Source organism: Cellulomonas taurus (assembly GCF_012931845.1).
In the GTDB taxonomy this organism is placed as follows: Bacteria; Actinomycetota; Actinomycetes; order Actinomycetales; family Cellulomonadaceae; genus Cellulomonas; species Cellulomonas taurus.
Genome location: NZ_CP051884.1, coordinates 3,115,789 through 3,130,416, shown reverse-complemented (window position 1 = coordinate 3,130,416; position 14,628 = coordinate 3,115,789). Strand labels below are relative to the sequence as shown.

12 protein-coding genes are annotated in these 14,628 nt (G+C 71.9%); 6 read left to right on the top strand and 6 right to left on the bottom strand.

Annotated features, from left to right (window positions below):
- Positions 1-49: 49 nt before the first annotated feature.
- Positions 50-1,084, top strand: coding sequence for a LacI family DNA-binding transcriptional regulator (locus HGK68_RS14480; RefSeq protein WP_169166596.1), 1,035 nt, complete (start codon positions 50-52; stop codon positions 1,082-1,084).
- A gap of 40 nt (positions 1,085-1,124) precedes the next feature.
- Here HGK68_RS14480 and HGK68_RS14475 read toward each other — a convergent pair whose 3' ends face one another.
- Both HGK68_RS14475 and HGK68_RS14470 read right to left on the bottom strand, forming a co-directional pair.
- Positions 1,125-1,889: an ABC transporter ATP-binding protein gene (locus tag HGK68_RS14475; protein WP_425483653.1), complete on the bottom strand. Its 765-nt coding sequence runs from the start codon at positions 1,887-1,889 to the stop codon at positions 1,125-1,127.
- 156 nt (positions 1,890-2,045) lie between these two features.
- Complete coding sequence (locus HGK68_RS14470; protein WP_169166594.1) at positions 2,046-3,485, bottom strand: sugar porter family MFS transporter; 1,440 nt, start codon at positions 3,483-3,485, stop codon at positions 2,046-2,048.
- Positions 3,486-3,724: 239 nt separating this feature from the next.
- On the opposite strand from HGK68_RS14470, the gene HGK68_RS14465 reads away from it, so the two are divergent.
- The 4 genes from HGK68_RS14465 (at position 3,725) to HGK68_RS14450 (ending at position 6,920) form a co-directional block, all read left to right on the top strand.
- Complete coding sequence (locus HGK68_RS14465; RefSeq protein ID WP_169167150.1) at positions 3,725-4,330, top strand: hypothetical protein; 606 nt, start codon at positions 3,725-3,727, stop codon at positions 4,328-4,330.
- Positions 4,331-4,722: 392 nt separating this feature from the next.
- A complete protein-coding gene (locus HGK68_RS14460) occupies positions 4,723-5,343 on the top strand; it encodes a DUF47 domain-containing protein (RefSeq protein WP_169166593.1) in 621 nt (206 codons plus the stop codon).
- A 6-nt stretch (positions 5,344-5,349) separates the two neighbouring features.
- On the top strand, positions 5,350-6,351 hold the full coding sequence (locus HGK68_RS14455; RefSeq protein ID WP_169166592.1) for an inorganic phosphate transporter: 1,002 nt from the start codon (positions 5,350-5,352) through the stop codon (positions 6,349-6,351).
- Positions 6,352-6,428: 77 nt separating this feature from the next.
- A complete protein-coding gene (locus tag HGK68_RS14450; protein ID WP_169166591.1) occupies positions 6,429-6,920 on the top strand; it encodes a septum formation family protein in 492 nt (163 codons plus the stop codon).
- A 61-nt stretch (positions 6,921-6,981) separates the two neighbouring features.
- Here the strand turns inward: HGK68_RS14450 and HGK68_RS14445 are convergent, their stop codons facing one another.
- From HGK68_RS14445 to mshD, 4 genes are all read right to left on the bottom strand, one after another.
- Positions 6,982-7,221, bottom strand: a complete 240-nt coding sequence (locus tag HGK68_RS14445; protein WP_169166590.1) for a hypothetical protein — start codon at positions 7,219-7,221, stop codon at positions 6,982-6,984.
- A gap of 122 nt (positions 7,222-7,343) precedes the next feature.
- On the bottom strand, positions 7,344-8,378 hold the full coding sequence (locus HGK68_RS14440) for an NUDIX hydrolase (protein ID WP_169166589.1): 1,035 nt from the start codon (positions 8,376-8,378) through the stop codon (positions 7,344-7,346).
- Positions 8,375-10,933 carry an RNA degradosome polyphosphate kinase gene (locus tag HGK68_RS14435; RefSeq protein ID WP_246260411.1) on the bottom strand — a complete coding sequence of 853 codons (2,559 nt, stop codon included), beginning with the start codon at positions 10,931-10,933 and terminating at the stop codon, positions 8,375-8,377. The genes HGK68_RS14440 and HGK68_RS14435 overlap by 4 nt, the downstream gene beginning before the upstream one ends.
- 93 nt (positions 10,934-11,026) lie before the next feature.
- Positions 11,027-11,917 carry a mycothiol synthase gene (mshD, locus tag HGK68_RS14430; protein WP_169166588.1) on the bottom strand — a complete coding sequence of 297 codons (891 nt, stop codon included), beginning with the start codon at positions 11,915-11,917 and terminating at the stop codon, positions 11,027-11,029.
- A gap of 206 nt (positions 11,918-12,123) precedes the next feature.
- On the opposite strand from mshD, the gene HGK68_RS14425 reads away from it, so the two are divergent.
- Complete coding sequence (locus HGK68_RS14425; protein WP_169166587.1) at positions 12,124-14,601, top strand: helix-turn-helix domain-containing protein; 2,478 nt, start codon at positions 12,124-12,126, stop codon at positions 14,599-14,601.
- The last annotated feature ends 27 nt before the right edge of the window (positions 14,602-14,628 follow it).

Below are 14,628 nucleotides of genomic sequence, written 5' to 3'. Positions count from 1 at the left end.
ACCCCGAGTTCGGCTGTCTCTCGCGCGGGAAACCGCCTACCGTCTCAGAATGGCCCGCCCCGTGACCCTGAGCGATGTGGCGCAGGAAGCCGGTGTCTCACTGGCGACCGCTTCCCGTGCGCTGAACGGCAGCGCTACTCGGACGGTGGGTCCAGAACTGGCCCGTCGGGTCCGGGCGGCGGCAGAGAAGCTGCGGTACGCACCCGACGGGGTGGCCCAGGCGATGGCGCGGGGGCGCACGAGCGCCATCGGACTGGTGGTCCCGGACGTGTCCGACCCGCTGCTCGGCGCGATCACCTCCGGGGTGAGTGCCGCCGCCGACCAGGCGGGCCTGAGCGTCACGCTGGCCAGCACCCGGGAGGTGCCGGGCCGAGAGGCGAGCGTCATCGAGGCGCTGGCGCGGCAGCGGGTGCGCGCCATGGTGATGGTCGGGGGAGCGACCGGGCGGGTGGACGCGGATCTGGCGGCGATGCACGCGATCGAGTCGTATCTGGTCGCGGGCGGCTCGGTGGCGCTGATCGGGTCGATGATGCCGGGCACCAGTGGGGTGGACGTCGCCGACCGGCGCACGGCCTTGCGGCTCGGCATGGAGATGCACGCGCTGGGCTACCGCCGGTACGTGGTGCTGGGCGGTCCGGACCGGCCGGGCCGTGGTGCCGAGCGGCTGGCCGGGTTCTCCGAGGCGGTGACGATGCTGGGCGGCGAGGTGCTCGCGGCCCCGCACCTGCCGGAGGTGAGCCGCGAGGCCGGGCAGACGGCGATGGCGGAGCTGATCGACTCCGGGCTCCTGACCGGGGCACCCGGGCGCCCGCTGGTGTTCGCGGTGACCGACCAGCTGGCCTTCGGGGCCCTGGCGGCGTTGCGGGCGGCCGGGCTCTCGGTGCCGGACGACGTCGCGCTGGCGGGCTTCGACGATCTGCCGGGCGCCGTCGACGTGACGCCGAGCCTGACCAGCGTCCGCCTGCCGCTGTACGAGGCGGGCACCGAGGCGGTGACCCTGGCGCTGGCCGGGGAGGCAGGTCGCACCGTCGTCCTGGACGGCGAGGTCGTGCTCCGGGAGTCGACCCCGCCGGTCACCGGCTGACGGTCGGCCGACCGCGGTCCCCGTGGTCGGCCGGATCCGCCTAGCGCAGGCCGCCGATGGCCTCCGGCAGCGCCTCGGCCAGTGCGCGGGTCTCCTCGTGCTGCGGGTGCGACATCAGCTGACGCACCGGGCCGCTCTCGACGATCTTCCCCTCGGCGAGCACATGGGTCACCGAGGTCAGCCGGTCCACCATCCGCAGGTCGTGCGACACCACCAGGAGCCCGACCCCGGCGGCGGTCAGCTCGGCGATCCGGTCGGTCACGGTGTCCCGCAGCCCCGGGTCCAGCGCGGTGGCGGGTTCGTCCAGGATCAGGATCTCCGGCCGGGTCGCCAGGGCGTTCGCCAGCACCACCCGCTGCCGCTCGCCGCCGGACAGCGAGGACAGGGTGCGGGAGAGGAAGCGGGGCTCCATCCCGACCGTGGCCAGGACGTCGGTCGGCTCCTGGCCGGTCGCCAGACCCGCCTTGCGCGCGTCGTTCAGGGTGTTCAGCAGCAGCCGCTCCACGGTGGTCCGCGGGTCGGCACCGGACAGCCCTTCCTGGTGCACCACCCGGACCGTGGCCCGGAACGCCTTCTTCTCCTTGCGGGAGAGCCGTGACACCGGGCGTCCGCCGTAGGTGGCGCGGCCGTGCGTCGGCTTGTTCAGGCCCAGCAGCACCTGCACCAGGGTCGACTTCCCGGCACCGGAGCGACCGATCAGCCCGACCGTCTCCCCGGGGGAGATGCTCAGGTCGACGCCGGTCAGGACCGAGGCGCCGCCGTATCCGGCCCACACCTCCTGGGCAACCACGCTGGAGTGCGACACAGTCATCCTTTCGTCGCCGGGTCGAACGACCGGGCGGCCCTCAGCGTTCCACACCCAGGCACGCCGCGAGGTCGGCACTCGCGCCCCGACGCACCGGCGGACTCGCCGTGGCATCGGGCCGCAGTGCCGACCTCGCGGGTCGAGCGGAGCCAGGGGTCAGCGCCGGCGGGCCGGGGGGAGGTCTTCCATGTCCTCCAGCTCGACGCCCTTGGTCTCCGGCACCTTGCCGAGCACGAAGACGAAGGACAGCCCGGCGAAGATCGCGTACATCAGGTACGGGCCGGTCGCGCCGAACTGGTCGAGCAGCGGCGGGAACGTGACCGTGATCAGGAAGTTCGCGATCCACTGCGCGGCGGCCGCCACACCCAGGGCGGCGGCGCGGATCCGGTTCGGGAACATCTCCCCGAGCAGGACCCACACCAGCGGACCCCACGAGGCCCCGAAGAAGACCACGAAGGCGTTCGCGGCGACCAGGGCGATCGGGCCCCAGGCGCCGGGCAGGGACACGTCCTCACCGGAGCCGGAGGACTGGGTGAAGGCCAGGGCCATCACCGCCAGGGAGATCGTCATCCCGGCCGAACCGGTGAGCAGGATCGGCCGCCGGCCGACCTTGTCGATCAGGGCGATGGCGATGAAGGTCACCGCGACGTTGGTCACCGAGGTGATGGTGGAGACCAGGAACGACTGGCTCTCGTCGAAGCCCACCGCCTGCCACAGCGTGGTGGAGTAGTAGAAGATCACGTTGATCCCGACGAACTGCTGGAAGACCGACAGCAGGATGCCGGTCCACACCACCGGGAGCAGCCCGAAGCGCGGACCACGCAGCGTGGCCTTCTGGGCGTTCTCCTTGTCCTTCTGGATCGACCGCTCGATGGAGGCGACCCGCTCGCGCGGGTCCTCGTCGGCACCGAGCACGCGCTCCAGGACGGCCACCGCCTCGTCGTGGCGGCCCTTGGCGACCAGGTAGCGCGGCGATTCCGGGATGCGCAACGCCAGGATGCCGTAGATCGCGGCCGGGACCACGGCGACCAGGAACATCCACCGCCATGCCTCCCAGCCCAGCCACAGCACCTCGGAGGCGCCACCGGCGGACTCGGCCAGCAGCTGGTCGGAGAGCAGCGCGGCGAAGATACCGAGCGTGATCGCGAGCTGCTGCAGCGAACCGAGGCGACCGCGCAGGGCGGCCGGGGCGATCTCGGCGATGTAGGCGGGGGCGATCACCGAGGCGATACCGATGCCGACACCGGCCAGGATCCGCCAGATGATCAGGTCCCAGACGCTGAACGCGATCGCGGACAGGATCGAGGAGACGAAGAACAGCACCGAGCCCAGCACCATCACCTTGGTGCGGCCCCAGTGGTCGGCGAGCCGGCCACCGGCCCAGGCGCCGACGGCACAGCCCAGCAGGGCGACGGCGACCGCGAAGCCGGTCAGCGTGGCGCCGAGGTCGAACTGCCCCTGGATGGCATCCACGGCGCCGTTGATCACGGAGCTGTCGAAGCCGAACAGGAATCCGCCGACCGCGGCGGCGACGGCGAGTCCGATCGCCTTGTTGTGCGCGGGGTGTCTGCCCTGCGTCGGTGTACTGCCAGCCATGACGACGTCCTTCCGATACGCGGGCCTCCCGCGGCCGGTGCACGTCATTGGGCGCCGGTCGAGGGCGAGACCCACCTTTGACCAGGTCGACGTGTTCCGCACCTGGAACGCGCCTCCGGGAGGGTAGTGCCGGGACGGGACGGTCGCCCGTCGGGCGGGCTCGCCAGGCGTGTCGACCGGGCGGACAATCGACGGCGATGAGCAACGACCAGCCCCGCCCCCGTTTCCGTCGCCCGGCCATGCTCGACCCCCAGGAGGCCGATCAGATCCCCGGCGGCCTGGACCCCGCGCTGCGCTCGCGCGTGGCGCACACCACGGCCGTCGCACTGGTGCACGGCGGTCGGGCCGAGGCCGAGGACGACCCGGCGCTGTTGGACCGGCTGGTGCATCTGGTGGAGTCCGAGGGTCTGGACACCCTCGCGGCGTTGTGGGCGGACTGCCCGGCGACCACCCTGCCGGGCACGCTGTGGCGGCTGTACGTGCTGCGCGAGTGGGTGCGTCGTGACCCGCAGACCCTCGCCGAGCGGTACCGGCTGGGTCTGGTCGCCGCCGAGGTGCCGCACGCGGTGGCCGGGGTGGTCAGCCCGCCGGGACCGGACGAGCTGCGCACGGTGCTGGACGCGGTGCTGTCCGGGGTCTACACCGGTGACCTGGCCGTGGCGTTGGAGCGGGGCGGAGCGTTCTGCCGGGTCTTGGCCACCGGCGCCGCCTTCGACGCCGATCACCTGGACTTCGCCGACGCGGAGGCCGCGGACCGGTTGACCCGGGGTGCCGACGGGCTGCTGAGGACCGCGGAGGAGCTGGAGCACTCGGCGGGGCTGTGGCGGTCGGGGCTGCTGGAGTAGCCCGGACGGCCGGCGCCGGCGTGATCGATCGCACCCTGTCCAGGCGGGCACCCTGGGTGACGGATCGGGCCCGGCGAGTAAAATGGAGTCAGACGTCGGGCCGCGGTAAGCCCCGGGCTCCAATTTCAGCCGCTTCGAGCGGCCACGCGCCGAGAGGCGCTTCCCGGTCCGGCGTCGCCTCCTTCTCCCGCACGGCTCTAGGACTTCCCCCGGACCCGCCCGTCGGGGAGCGATGTAGCTCACAGCGAGGACGGGACCTCCGTCACATTGCGCGCCCAGGACGCCTGGCTGTCGCCATGCGTTCACCTGGAGTTCAGCTTCGGGGTTGTATGTTCACCCGTTGGCTGCCCTAGCCTGAGCCTGACCTAGAGCCCTCCGATCGGGAGTCTCCCGTGCGCCTGCGCCTCACCCCGCGCGACACCTCGTTCTTCGACCTCCTCGCTGCCTCCGCGGCCCACCTCGTGACCGGCGCGAATCTGCTCGCCGAGCTGCTCGGTGCCGACCGCCAGGCCCGCAAGGCGATCGCCAAGCAGATCAACGAGGTCGAGCACCTCGCCGATGAGGCGACCCACTCGATCATGCGTCGGTTGAACCAGACCTTCGTCACCCCGTTCGACCGGGACGACATCTACGGTCTGGCCTCCTCCCTCGACGACTGCATGGACTTCATGGAGGAAGCGGCCGACCTGATCGTCCTCTACAAGCTCAACGAGCTGCCCAAGCGGGTGTCGGACCAGGTGCAGGTGCTGCAGCGCTGCGCCGAGCTGACCGCCGAGGCGATGCCGAAGCTGCGTTCGATGGACTCCCTCGGCGACTACTGGGTCGAGGTGAACCGGCTGGAGAACCAGGCGGACAAGTCGCACCGCAAGCTGCTCGCCCAGATGTTCGACGAGATCGCCGACCCGATCCTGCTGATGAAGCTCAAGGAGGTCGTCGAGAAGCTGGAGGACGCGGCCGACGCCTTCGAGAAGGTCGCGAACATGGTCGAGACCATCGCGCTCAAGGAGTCCTGAGCTCCCGTGGAGATCGCGCTCGTCGTCGTGGTCGTCGCGTTCGCGCTCGGCTTCGACTACACCAACGGCTTCCACGACGCGGCGAACGCCATCGCGACCTCGGTGTCCACCCGGGCACTGACCCCGCGGGCGGCGCTGCTGATGGCGGCGGTGTTCAACCTGCTGGGTGCGCTGCTGGGCACCCATGTCGCGACCACCATCGCCCACGACATCGTCAGCATCGACGACGTCGCACCCCACTCCGGTCTGGTGATCGTGCTGTCCGCACTGGTCGGTGCGATCACCTGGAACCTGATCACCTGGTGGCTCGGTCTGCCGTCGTCCTCGACGCACGCGCTGATCGGCGGCCTGGCCGGGGTCGGTGTCGCCTCCGGGATCACCGTGCACTGGTCGGCGATCCTGGACAAGGTCGTCCTGCCGATGGTCATCTCCCCGCTGCTCGGCTTCGCCGCCGCGTTCGGGGTCATGGTCGGTGTGCTGTGGCTGGTGCGCCGGGCGTCCCCGGCTCCGGCGCAGCGTCGGTTCCGGCTCGCGCAGACCGCGTCCGCAGCGGCGATGGCACTGGGGCACGGTCTGCAGGACGCGCAGAAGACCATGGGTGTGATCGTGCTGGCGCTGGTGGCCGGTGGCTTCCACGACGGCGACTCGATCCCGCTGTGGGTCAAGCTGGCGGCGGCCACCGCGATCTCCTTGGGCACCTATTCGGGTGGCTGGCGGATCATGCGGACCCTCGGTCGCAAGATCATCGAGCTGGACCCGGCGCGCGGCTTCGTCGCCGAGTCGGTGTCGGCCGTGGTCCTGTACCTGAACGCCTACTGGCTGCACGCGCCGGTCTCGACCACGCACACGATCACCTCGGCGATCATGGGTGTGGGCGCGACCAAGCGGCTGTCGGCGGTGCGCTGGGGTGTGGCCAAGAGCATCGGCGCCGCCTGGATCCTGACGATCCCGGCAGCGGCCGCGGTGGCAGCGGTGGTCTACGTCGTGCTGCACGCGATCCTGGGCTGACCGTCACTCGTTCGGAGCACCTGGGACAATTCGGTTCAACTGGACGAATCGGCTGGTCATCCGGTTCACTGCGTGACATGTCTGTGCGGAAGCTGAACCTCACCTATGTCCTCGGGGGCCTCGCTGTGGCCTCCCTCGCCCTCTCCGGCTGCTCCTCCGCGCCGGACGCCCAGCGCGACGAGTCCTCGGGTGAGATCACCGCATCCGCCGACGCGAACGTGTTCACCATCGCCGTGGGCGACTGCCTCGACCTCGCCTCCAGCCAGCTCGCCGAGGAGGTGTCGTCGCTGCCGACCGTGCCGTGCGCCGACGAGCACGACTCGGAGATCTACGCCGAGACCGAGCTGCCGAAGGGTGACTACCCGACCGACATCCAGGAGCAGGCGTCCCAGTTCTGCTACGACGAGTTCGCCCCGTTCGTCGGCCTCTCCTACGAGGAGTCCACGCTGGACGTCCAGCCGATGACCCCGCTGCAGGACGGCTGGGAGCAGGCGGACGACCGGGTCATCCAGTGCATCGTGATGAGCCCGGAGCGGGTGACCGGCACCCTGAAGGGCTCCGCTCTCTGAGCTGACCGCACGACGAACGGCGCGTCCCCGCACGGGGGCGCGCCGTTCGTATGTGGAGCCGTCACTGGGTAGAGCGGAAGTACCACAGCACGGTTCCGTTGCCCTGCTTTTCCCCGCTGCACGCGCTCACCCGGGTGACATAGGGTTTCGCCCGCTCCATCCGGTCCTTACACGCGGCGTAGGTCGGATAGGGTCCCCATTTGATCGGCAACAGAGCTTGGGCCGCTGGAGCGGCCAGAGTGGTTGCTCCGAACAGCGCCACCGTGGCGAGCGCGATGCCCGCAGTCTTCCTCAATCCCATATGAAACGCACCCTTCGCGCGACAATCAGGGCGAGTGCCCCTTGCGCGAATTACTCTATCGAGCGCACAGCTTTGTGTGAATGCAGGAGCGGAAAAATCTTGCGGGAGTCCCACATTTTCCGTCAGGGCAGGTGCCGCTCCACCGCCAGCACCCGCGGCTGCCCGTCCTTCTCCGGCGTGGTGGACACGTGCGCGACCAGCATCTCCCCGGGCCGCAGCCACGGGTCGGACTCCGGCAGTGCCGCCCGCGCCTTGGTCCGGGCGTGGGCCGCGATCACCCCGAGGACGGTCGGGAGCACCGGGCGATGGGTGCACACCGCGAGATCGACCGATCCGCCCCGGGCGGCGAGCAGCGCCTCGGCGGCGTTGGTGGTGGCGGCCGGGTCGCCGGCGTTCGCATGTTCCGTCAGGGCGGGCAGTTCGGTGAGCCGCAGCCCGGCGGCGGCGGCATAGGGCTCGACGGTGGCGCGGCAGCGGGTCCACGGGCTGCTGATCAGCTCCGCGACGCCGAAGGCCGACAGCAGCGGCACCAGGTCCTCGGCTTGGCGGCGGCCGACCGGGGTGAGCGGTCTCGTCGCTTCCTCGGCACCGTGGGCGGCGCGGCTGCGGGCACGGCCGTGCCGGACCACCACGAGCGCACGGGTGTCCAACCTGCCCTTGTGATGGGCCTTGACCAGGGCGTCCAACGGTTCGACGTCGGCGCGCCGGGTGAGCTTGCGCCGGGCGACGTCGGTGTCCATCCAGGCGACCCGGTCGATCTCCGAGGCGTCGGCGTGATGCACCGGGGGCCGGGCCTGCAAGGCGGCGCCCTCCGGCCGTCCGGCGACCTGCGCGGCCCAATAGTGCACCCGCTTGTGCCGGCCGTCGGACATCGCGTACTGCAGGCCGGGCAGCGGGCGACCCAGCACGATCGGCAGCCCGGTCTCCTCCTCGACCTCCCGGATGGCAGCGACGGTGACGTGTTCCTCCGGTTCGACCTTGCCCTTGGGCCAGGACCAGTCCCGGTAGCGGGGCCGGTGCACCAGGGCGACCTGCAACCGGCCCTGTCGCACCCGCCACACCAGGGCGCCGGCCGCTTCGACCACCTGCGGTCGCCGGGCCTCCCGGGCGGTGCGGGCGGCGCGTGCGGCGTCGGCGACCGAGGTGCCAGCGCTCATCGGCCCGCGCCCAGTCGGCGGCGCTGCCGGTAGATCAGACTCGACTGCAGGTCGCGCAGCCGTCCCTCCTCACCGGTGTCGTGCCGGGTCCAGGTCCCGTCCGCCGCGAGGTGCCAGGAGACGGTGGCATCGGCCATGGACGCGTCCATCAGGTCGACCAGGTCGGCGATCTGCTCCGGGTCGGAGATCCGCACCAGCGCCTCGACCCGGCGGTCCAGGTTGCGGTGCATCAGGTCGGCCGAGCCGATGAAGACCTCCGGGCCGGGGATCAGCACGTCGGACTCCTTGCCGCCATCGACCAGGTCCTTGCGCATCCCGCCGTCGGCGCAGAACGCGAACACCCGGGAGTGCTCCAGGAACCGGCCCAGGATGGAGCGCACCCGCACGGTCTCGGACAGGCCGGGCACCCCGGGTCGCATCGCGCAGATCCCCCGGACCACCAGGTCCACCGGTACCCCGGCGCTGGAGGCCCGGTACAGGGCGTCGATGGTCTCCTCATCGACCATCGAGTTCACCTTGATCTTGATCCAGCTCGGACGGCCCTCGCGGGCTGCCTGCGCCTCCCGGTCGATCCGTTCGATCAGACCGGCCCGGACGGATCGGGGTGCGACCAGCAGGCGGTGGAACCGGGACTTGGGCGCGTAACCGGACAGCTGGTTGAACAGCCGGGTGAGGTCCTGGCCGACGTCCGGATCGCAGGTGAGCAGGCCGAGGTCGGTGTAGATCCGGGCGGTCTTCGGGTTGTAGTTGCCGGTGCCGACGTGGCAGTAGCGGCGCAGGCCGTCGGACTCCTGGCGCACGACCAGGGAGAGCTTGGCGTGCGTCTTCAGCCCGACGATGCCGTACACGACGTGCACCCCGGCCTGCTCCAGCTTGCGCGCCCAGCCGATGTTGGCCTGCTCGTCGAACCGGGCCTTGATCTCGACCAGGGCCAGCACCTGCTTGCCGGCCTCGGCGGCGTCGATCAGCGCATCCACGATCGGCGAGTCACCGGAGGTCCGGTACAGCGTCTGCTTGATCGCGAGCACCTTGGGGTCGGCGGCCGCCTGCTCCAGGAAGGTCTGGACCGAGGTGCTGAACGAGTCGTAGGGGTGGTGCAGCAGGATGTCCCGGGCCCTGATGGCCGCGAACACGTCGGTCGGCGTGGCGGACTCGACCTCGGCCAGGAAGCGGTGCGTGGTGGGCACGAACTTCGGGTACTGCAGATCCGGCCGGTCCAGGTCGGCGATCAGGTTGAGGCCGGTGTGGTCCAGGGGTGCGGGGAGCTCGTACACCTCCTCCTCGACCACGCCGAGCTCGCGGATCAGCAGCTGCCGGATGCGCGGGCTGATGCTGTCGGCGACCTCGAGCCGGACCGGGGGGCCGAACCGGCGGCGCAGCAGCTCCTTCTCCAGCGCCTGCAACAGGTTCTCGGCGTCGTCCTCCTCGACCTCCACGTCCTCGTTGCGGGTGACCCGGAAGGTGTGGTGCTCGCGGATCTCCATCCCGGGGAACAGGTAGTCCAGGTGCTGGGCGATCACGTCCTCGATCGGCACGAAGGACATCGGGCGCTTGTCCACCGGTGCCTGGGCGGCGACGGCGGCCGGGCGGCCCTTGGCGTCCACCGCGATGTACCGGGGGAGCAGCGGCGGGACCTTCACCCGCGCGAAGTGCTCCTTGCCGGTGGTCGGGTTCGCCACCACCACGGCCAGGTTCAACGACAGCCCGGAGATGTAGGGGAACGGGTGGGCCGGGTCGACGGCCAGCGGGGTGAGCACCGGGAAGATCTGCTTGCGGAAGAACTTGCGCAGCCGGTCCTGCTCGGTGTCGCCCAGTTCCTCCCAGCGGACCAGCGTGATGCCCTCGGCGGCGAGGGCGGGCTGCACCTGCTCGGCGAAGACCTTGGCATGCCGCTTCATCAGGTCGTGGGCGCGCTCGCTGATCGACTCCAGGACCTGGCGCGGGCTGAGCCCGGAGGCGGCGGTGACGGCCAGCCCGGCCGCGATCCGGCGCTTCAGGCCGGCGACCCGGACCATGAAGAACTCGTCCAGGTTCGAGGCGAAGATCGCCAGGTAGCGCACCCGTTCCAGCAGCGGCTGGGTGTCGTCCTCGCCGAGTTCGAGCACCCGCTGGTTGAACGCCAGCCAGGACAACTCGCGGTCGAGGAAGCGGTCGTCGGGCAGGGGAGCGGCGTCCAGCCCCTCCGCGGAGCCGGGTTCGGACACCGGGGCGATGTGCTCGGCGATGTGCGCGGCGAGCTCCGGTGCCAGCGGGCGACCGGTCCGGGTGCGTGCGTCCTCCGCCAGCTGCGCCGCCGCCGTGGAGGCGCCGGTGGTCGGGGAACCGCCCGTGCCGGGTTCGGCAGCGGTTCCGGTCGTCGACCGGGAGCGGGTCGAGCGCCCGTCCTGCGTTCTGGTGCCCGAGGCGCGGCCGTTGCTGCCCGCACCGTTCGCACCTCGGCTGCTCGCCGTCCTGCGGCTACTGGTCGAGGAGCTGCTGGTCGGGGCGGCGGTGCTGCTGGTGGCGGTGGTCCGCCGGGTGCGACCGCGGGGCGGCTGGTCCGGGTTGTCGCTCATCGCCCCAATATGACACCGGAAGGTGTCCAGTGGGTGACCGAGTTCCCGCGCCCTGGGGACCACCGGCCTCCGGCAGCGGCTGTGGACAGCCGGTCAGAGCCGGAACACCACGTCCACCGCGCTGCGGACGAAGCCCGCGCGCTGATAGGTGCGGACGGCCGGGGTGTTGTCGCCCTCGGTGTAGAGGACGACGGCGCGCAGACCCCGGTCGGCCAGATGGCTCAGCATCCGGTCGGTCAGCAGGCGCCCCAGTCCGCGGCCCTGCGCCCCGGGATGCACCCCCAGCACGTAGATCTCGCCTTCGTCCTCACCCGGCGGCACCTTGGTCCAACCCGCCGCGAGCAGCCGCCCGTCGGCCCGGGACTCGGCGAGCAGGAATCCGGCCGGGTCGAACCACGGTTCGTTCTGCCGCGCCGTCAGGTCGGCGCGGTCGAGCCGGCCCTGCTCGGGGTGGTGCGCGAAGGCCGCGGCGTTCAGCGCCAGCCAGGGGCCCTCGTCCCGCCCGGGCACGAAGGGACGAACCAGCACGTCCGGCGGTGTGGGCATCGGTGCGGCGGGGGTGGTCAGGGGATCGAGCCGCATCTGCCAGAGCTCGCGGACCACCGGCAGGCCGCGGCGGGCGGCGAGCGAGCGGGCGGCGGGGAGGTCGCCGTGCGCCCAGACGTCCACCTGCTCGGCGGTGGTGGTCAACGCGTCCAGCAGAGCGGTGCCCCGGCCGGTCCGACGGTGCTCCGGGTGCACCACCAGCTCGGCGGTGGCCCGCGCCGGATCGCGCAGGTCCAGCTGCGCGTAGCCGGTCGGTGCCTCGTCCGGGCCGACCAGCAAGTGGTGGACGGCGGGTCCGCCGCCGGTCAGCCACAGCAACGGCTGCTCGGACAGCGGCGGCACGCCGTCGATATCGGCGGCGGCCCGGGCGAGCGCACGGACGGATCCGGCGGTGGCGTCGGGGAGGGACCCGGTCGTGCGGCGCACGGTGTGGCTCATGCGTCATCCCTATCAGTCTGTTCGTGGTCTGAGTACTCATCCATGAGCGGTCGGCACTCTGGTCGTGGGCATTCGCTACTCACATTGCTTCGATCCACTACCTCACAGGGCCGGGCTTACCCCCTATTCGGGCGGATTCGGGTACTCCGTGTGGCACCGAGTTCCTAGGGTCGCGGACACGCCGTACCCAGCTGAGAGGTGCCTCCGTGCTCCGCGATCTCGAACTCACCCTCGATGCCGTCGATTCCTGGCTGGAACTCGGCCGGGACGTCGTGATCCGCGGCGACGACGGCTCTGGCCGCAGCACAGTGCTGCGCGGGCTGGCCGAGCGACTCTCCGGCCGGGACGCACACCCGGTGCTGATCCGCGCGGCCGGCCCCGCTGACCGGGCGGCGCTGCTGACGCACCCGTCCTGGCCCACCCCGGTGCGAGGTGGTTCCGGCGGCGACCCGTCCCGGTGGTTGACCGACGAACTGTCCGCCGACGGCGCGACCCTGCTGCTCGACGACGCCGCCGCACTGGACGCGGGGACCATGCAGACGGTGCACCAGGTGCTCACCGAGGTGGGGTGCCGCGTGGTGTCGACGGCGGGTGGGCGTCGCCGGGATCCGCACGGCCTCCCGATGATCGCGGCGCTGCTGGCCGACCGTGCACCCGCCGACGTGTGGCTGCGACCGATGAGCTACAGCTCGGTGCTGCAGCAGGTGACCGAACACCTCGGCGCCCCGCCCGCCGCGCCGCTGCTGGCGTCGATCGCGGCGCGGTCCGCCGGCAACCCCCGGGTGATCGACGTGTTGATCGACGCCGCGCTGCACGCCGGGGCGATCGAACTCCGTGACGGTCGGTGGCAGGCGGTCACCAGCGTCACCAGCCTGCCGACCGACGGGGTGGCCAACGCGTTCCTGCCGCGCCTGACCCGGGAGGAGGCCGACGCGCTCGAGTTCCTGTCCTGGCTCGGACCGGTGCCGGATCGGCTCGCCGAGCACGTCGTCGACCCCCTCCTGCTGAGCGAGCTGACCGAGCGCGGCAGAGTGATCGGGTCACCGCTCCGGCTCGGCGCGGGGCAGCTCGCCGTCTCGCCGCCGGCGTTGGCCGCCGCGCTCCGTGCCGGGCTGACCGGTCGCCGACGCATCGAGTTCGCCGAACGCGCCCAGGCCGTCGATCCGCGGTACGGCCGGACCCGGGCCGGCGAGCGGTCGACGCTCGATGACCTGCTCACCCCCTCCGCCGCGGACCCGGGCTCGGGTGCGATCTGGGTCGCCCAGCTGGCGGCCCAGATCGAGGAGCACGAGGTGGCGCAGGAAGCCGCGCTGCGCGCCGCCTGGTCGGCAGCGCCCGGCGTGCACACGGCGAACGCCTACCTCGCCGTGCTGAGCCGCCGCCCGGTGGCCGGGGAGTTCGCCGAGGTCTACCGAACCACGGCCGTCTCGCCCCAGGACGATCCGATCGACCGCGCGCTCTACCGGCTGCGCTTCCTGATCCACACCCGGTGGAGCGGCGGGGGCCGGGCCGAGGTCGACCGCCTGACCGCCGAGCACCGGGAGGATCTGGCACCGCTGATCGAGGCCGAGGAGTACCGACACCGCGTGTTCGAGCTGGCGCGGGCGGGACGACCGGTGGACCCGCTGGTGGAGTCCCTCCCCGTGGACGGCACCGACTCGCGGATCGCGGTGCTGACGGCGGTGCTGGCCGGTGCCCTGATCGACGTCGGTCGCCCCGACCTCGCGCTGCCGCTGGCCGAGCGCGGGGAGCTCACCGGCCCCCCGGGTGTCCTCGGCCATTTCCTGTCCGGTCTGCGTGCCACCGCCCTGCTGCTGCTCGGGGACTGGGACGAGGTCGAGCGACAGTCCCGGGCGCGATTGGAGGCAGCCGCCGAGGAGCTGGACGCCGACGGGGTCCGGGTGCACGCCTGCCTGCTCGCCGAGGTGCTGTCCCTGACCGGTCGACCCGACGTCGCCTGGGTCGCGGTGAGCCTCGCGCTGCGCTGCGGCACGGCGGGGCCGGCCGAGCAACCGTTCTTCCTGCGCGCGCTGGCACTGGCGGCGAGCCTGCAGGTCCAGCTCGGCGACCAGTCCACGGCCGAGAACCTGCTCGCCGAACTCCGTGCGGCCCCGGTCAGGTTCCACCCGCTGCTGGACCCGCTGCTGCCGCTGGCCGAAGCCCTGGTCGCCCACGGCGCCACCGACGTCGACGCCGCGGCGGTGGACGACGAGCTGTGGGCGGAGGGGCTGCGCCGGGCCGAACGCGGCCAGGTCGGGGTGGCGCTGGAGTGTTGGCTGCGCCGACCCGCCCGCTACACGGCGGAGCAGCTGACGGTGATCGAGCAGCACCTGGACCGGGTGTCGATGCCGATGCTCGCGCCCTGGTTCCGCCTGCACCGGGCCTTCGCCGACGACGACCGCCCGGGAATGCACGCGGCGCTCGCCGAGGTGCCGCCCGCGGCCGAACTCGCCGTCGTGGTGCGCGGCGTCCTCGGCCTCACCGAGTCGGTGCCGGACGCCGTCACCCAGCTGAGCGAGCGCCAGCGCGACGTGGTGGAACTGGTGCGGGCCGGTGCCGACGACGAGGCGGTGGCAGCGGGGCTGTTCATGAGTGTGACCAGCGCGCGCATGCACCTCGACCGTGCGCTGTCGACGCTCGGTCTCCCCGACCGGGAGGCTCTGATCCGGGCCGAGCTGCCCTGACCGGGGAACGTCCCCGGTCCGCGCGAC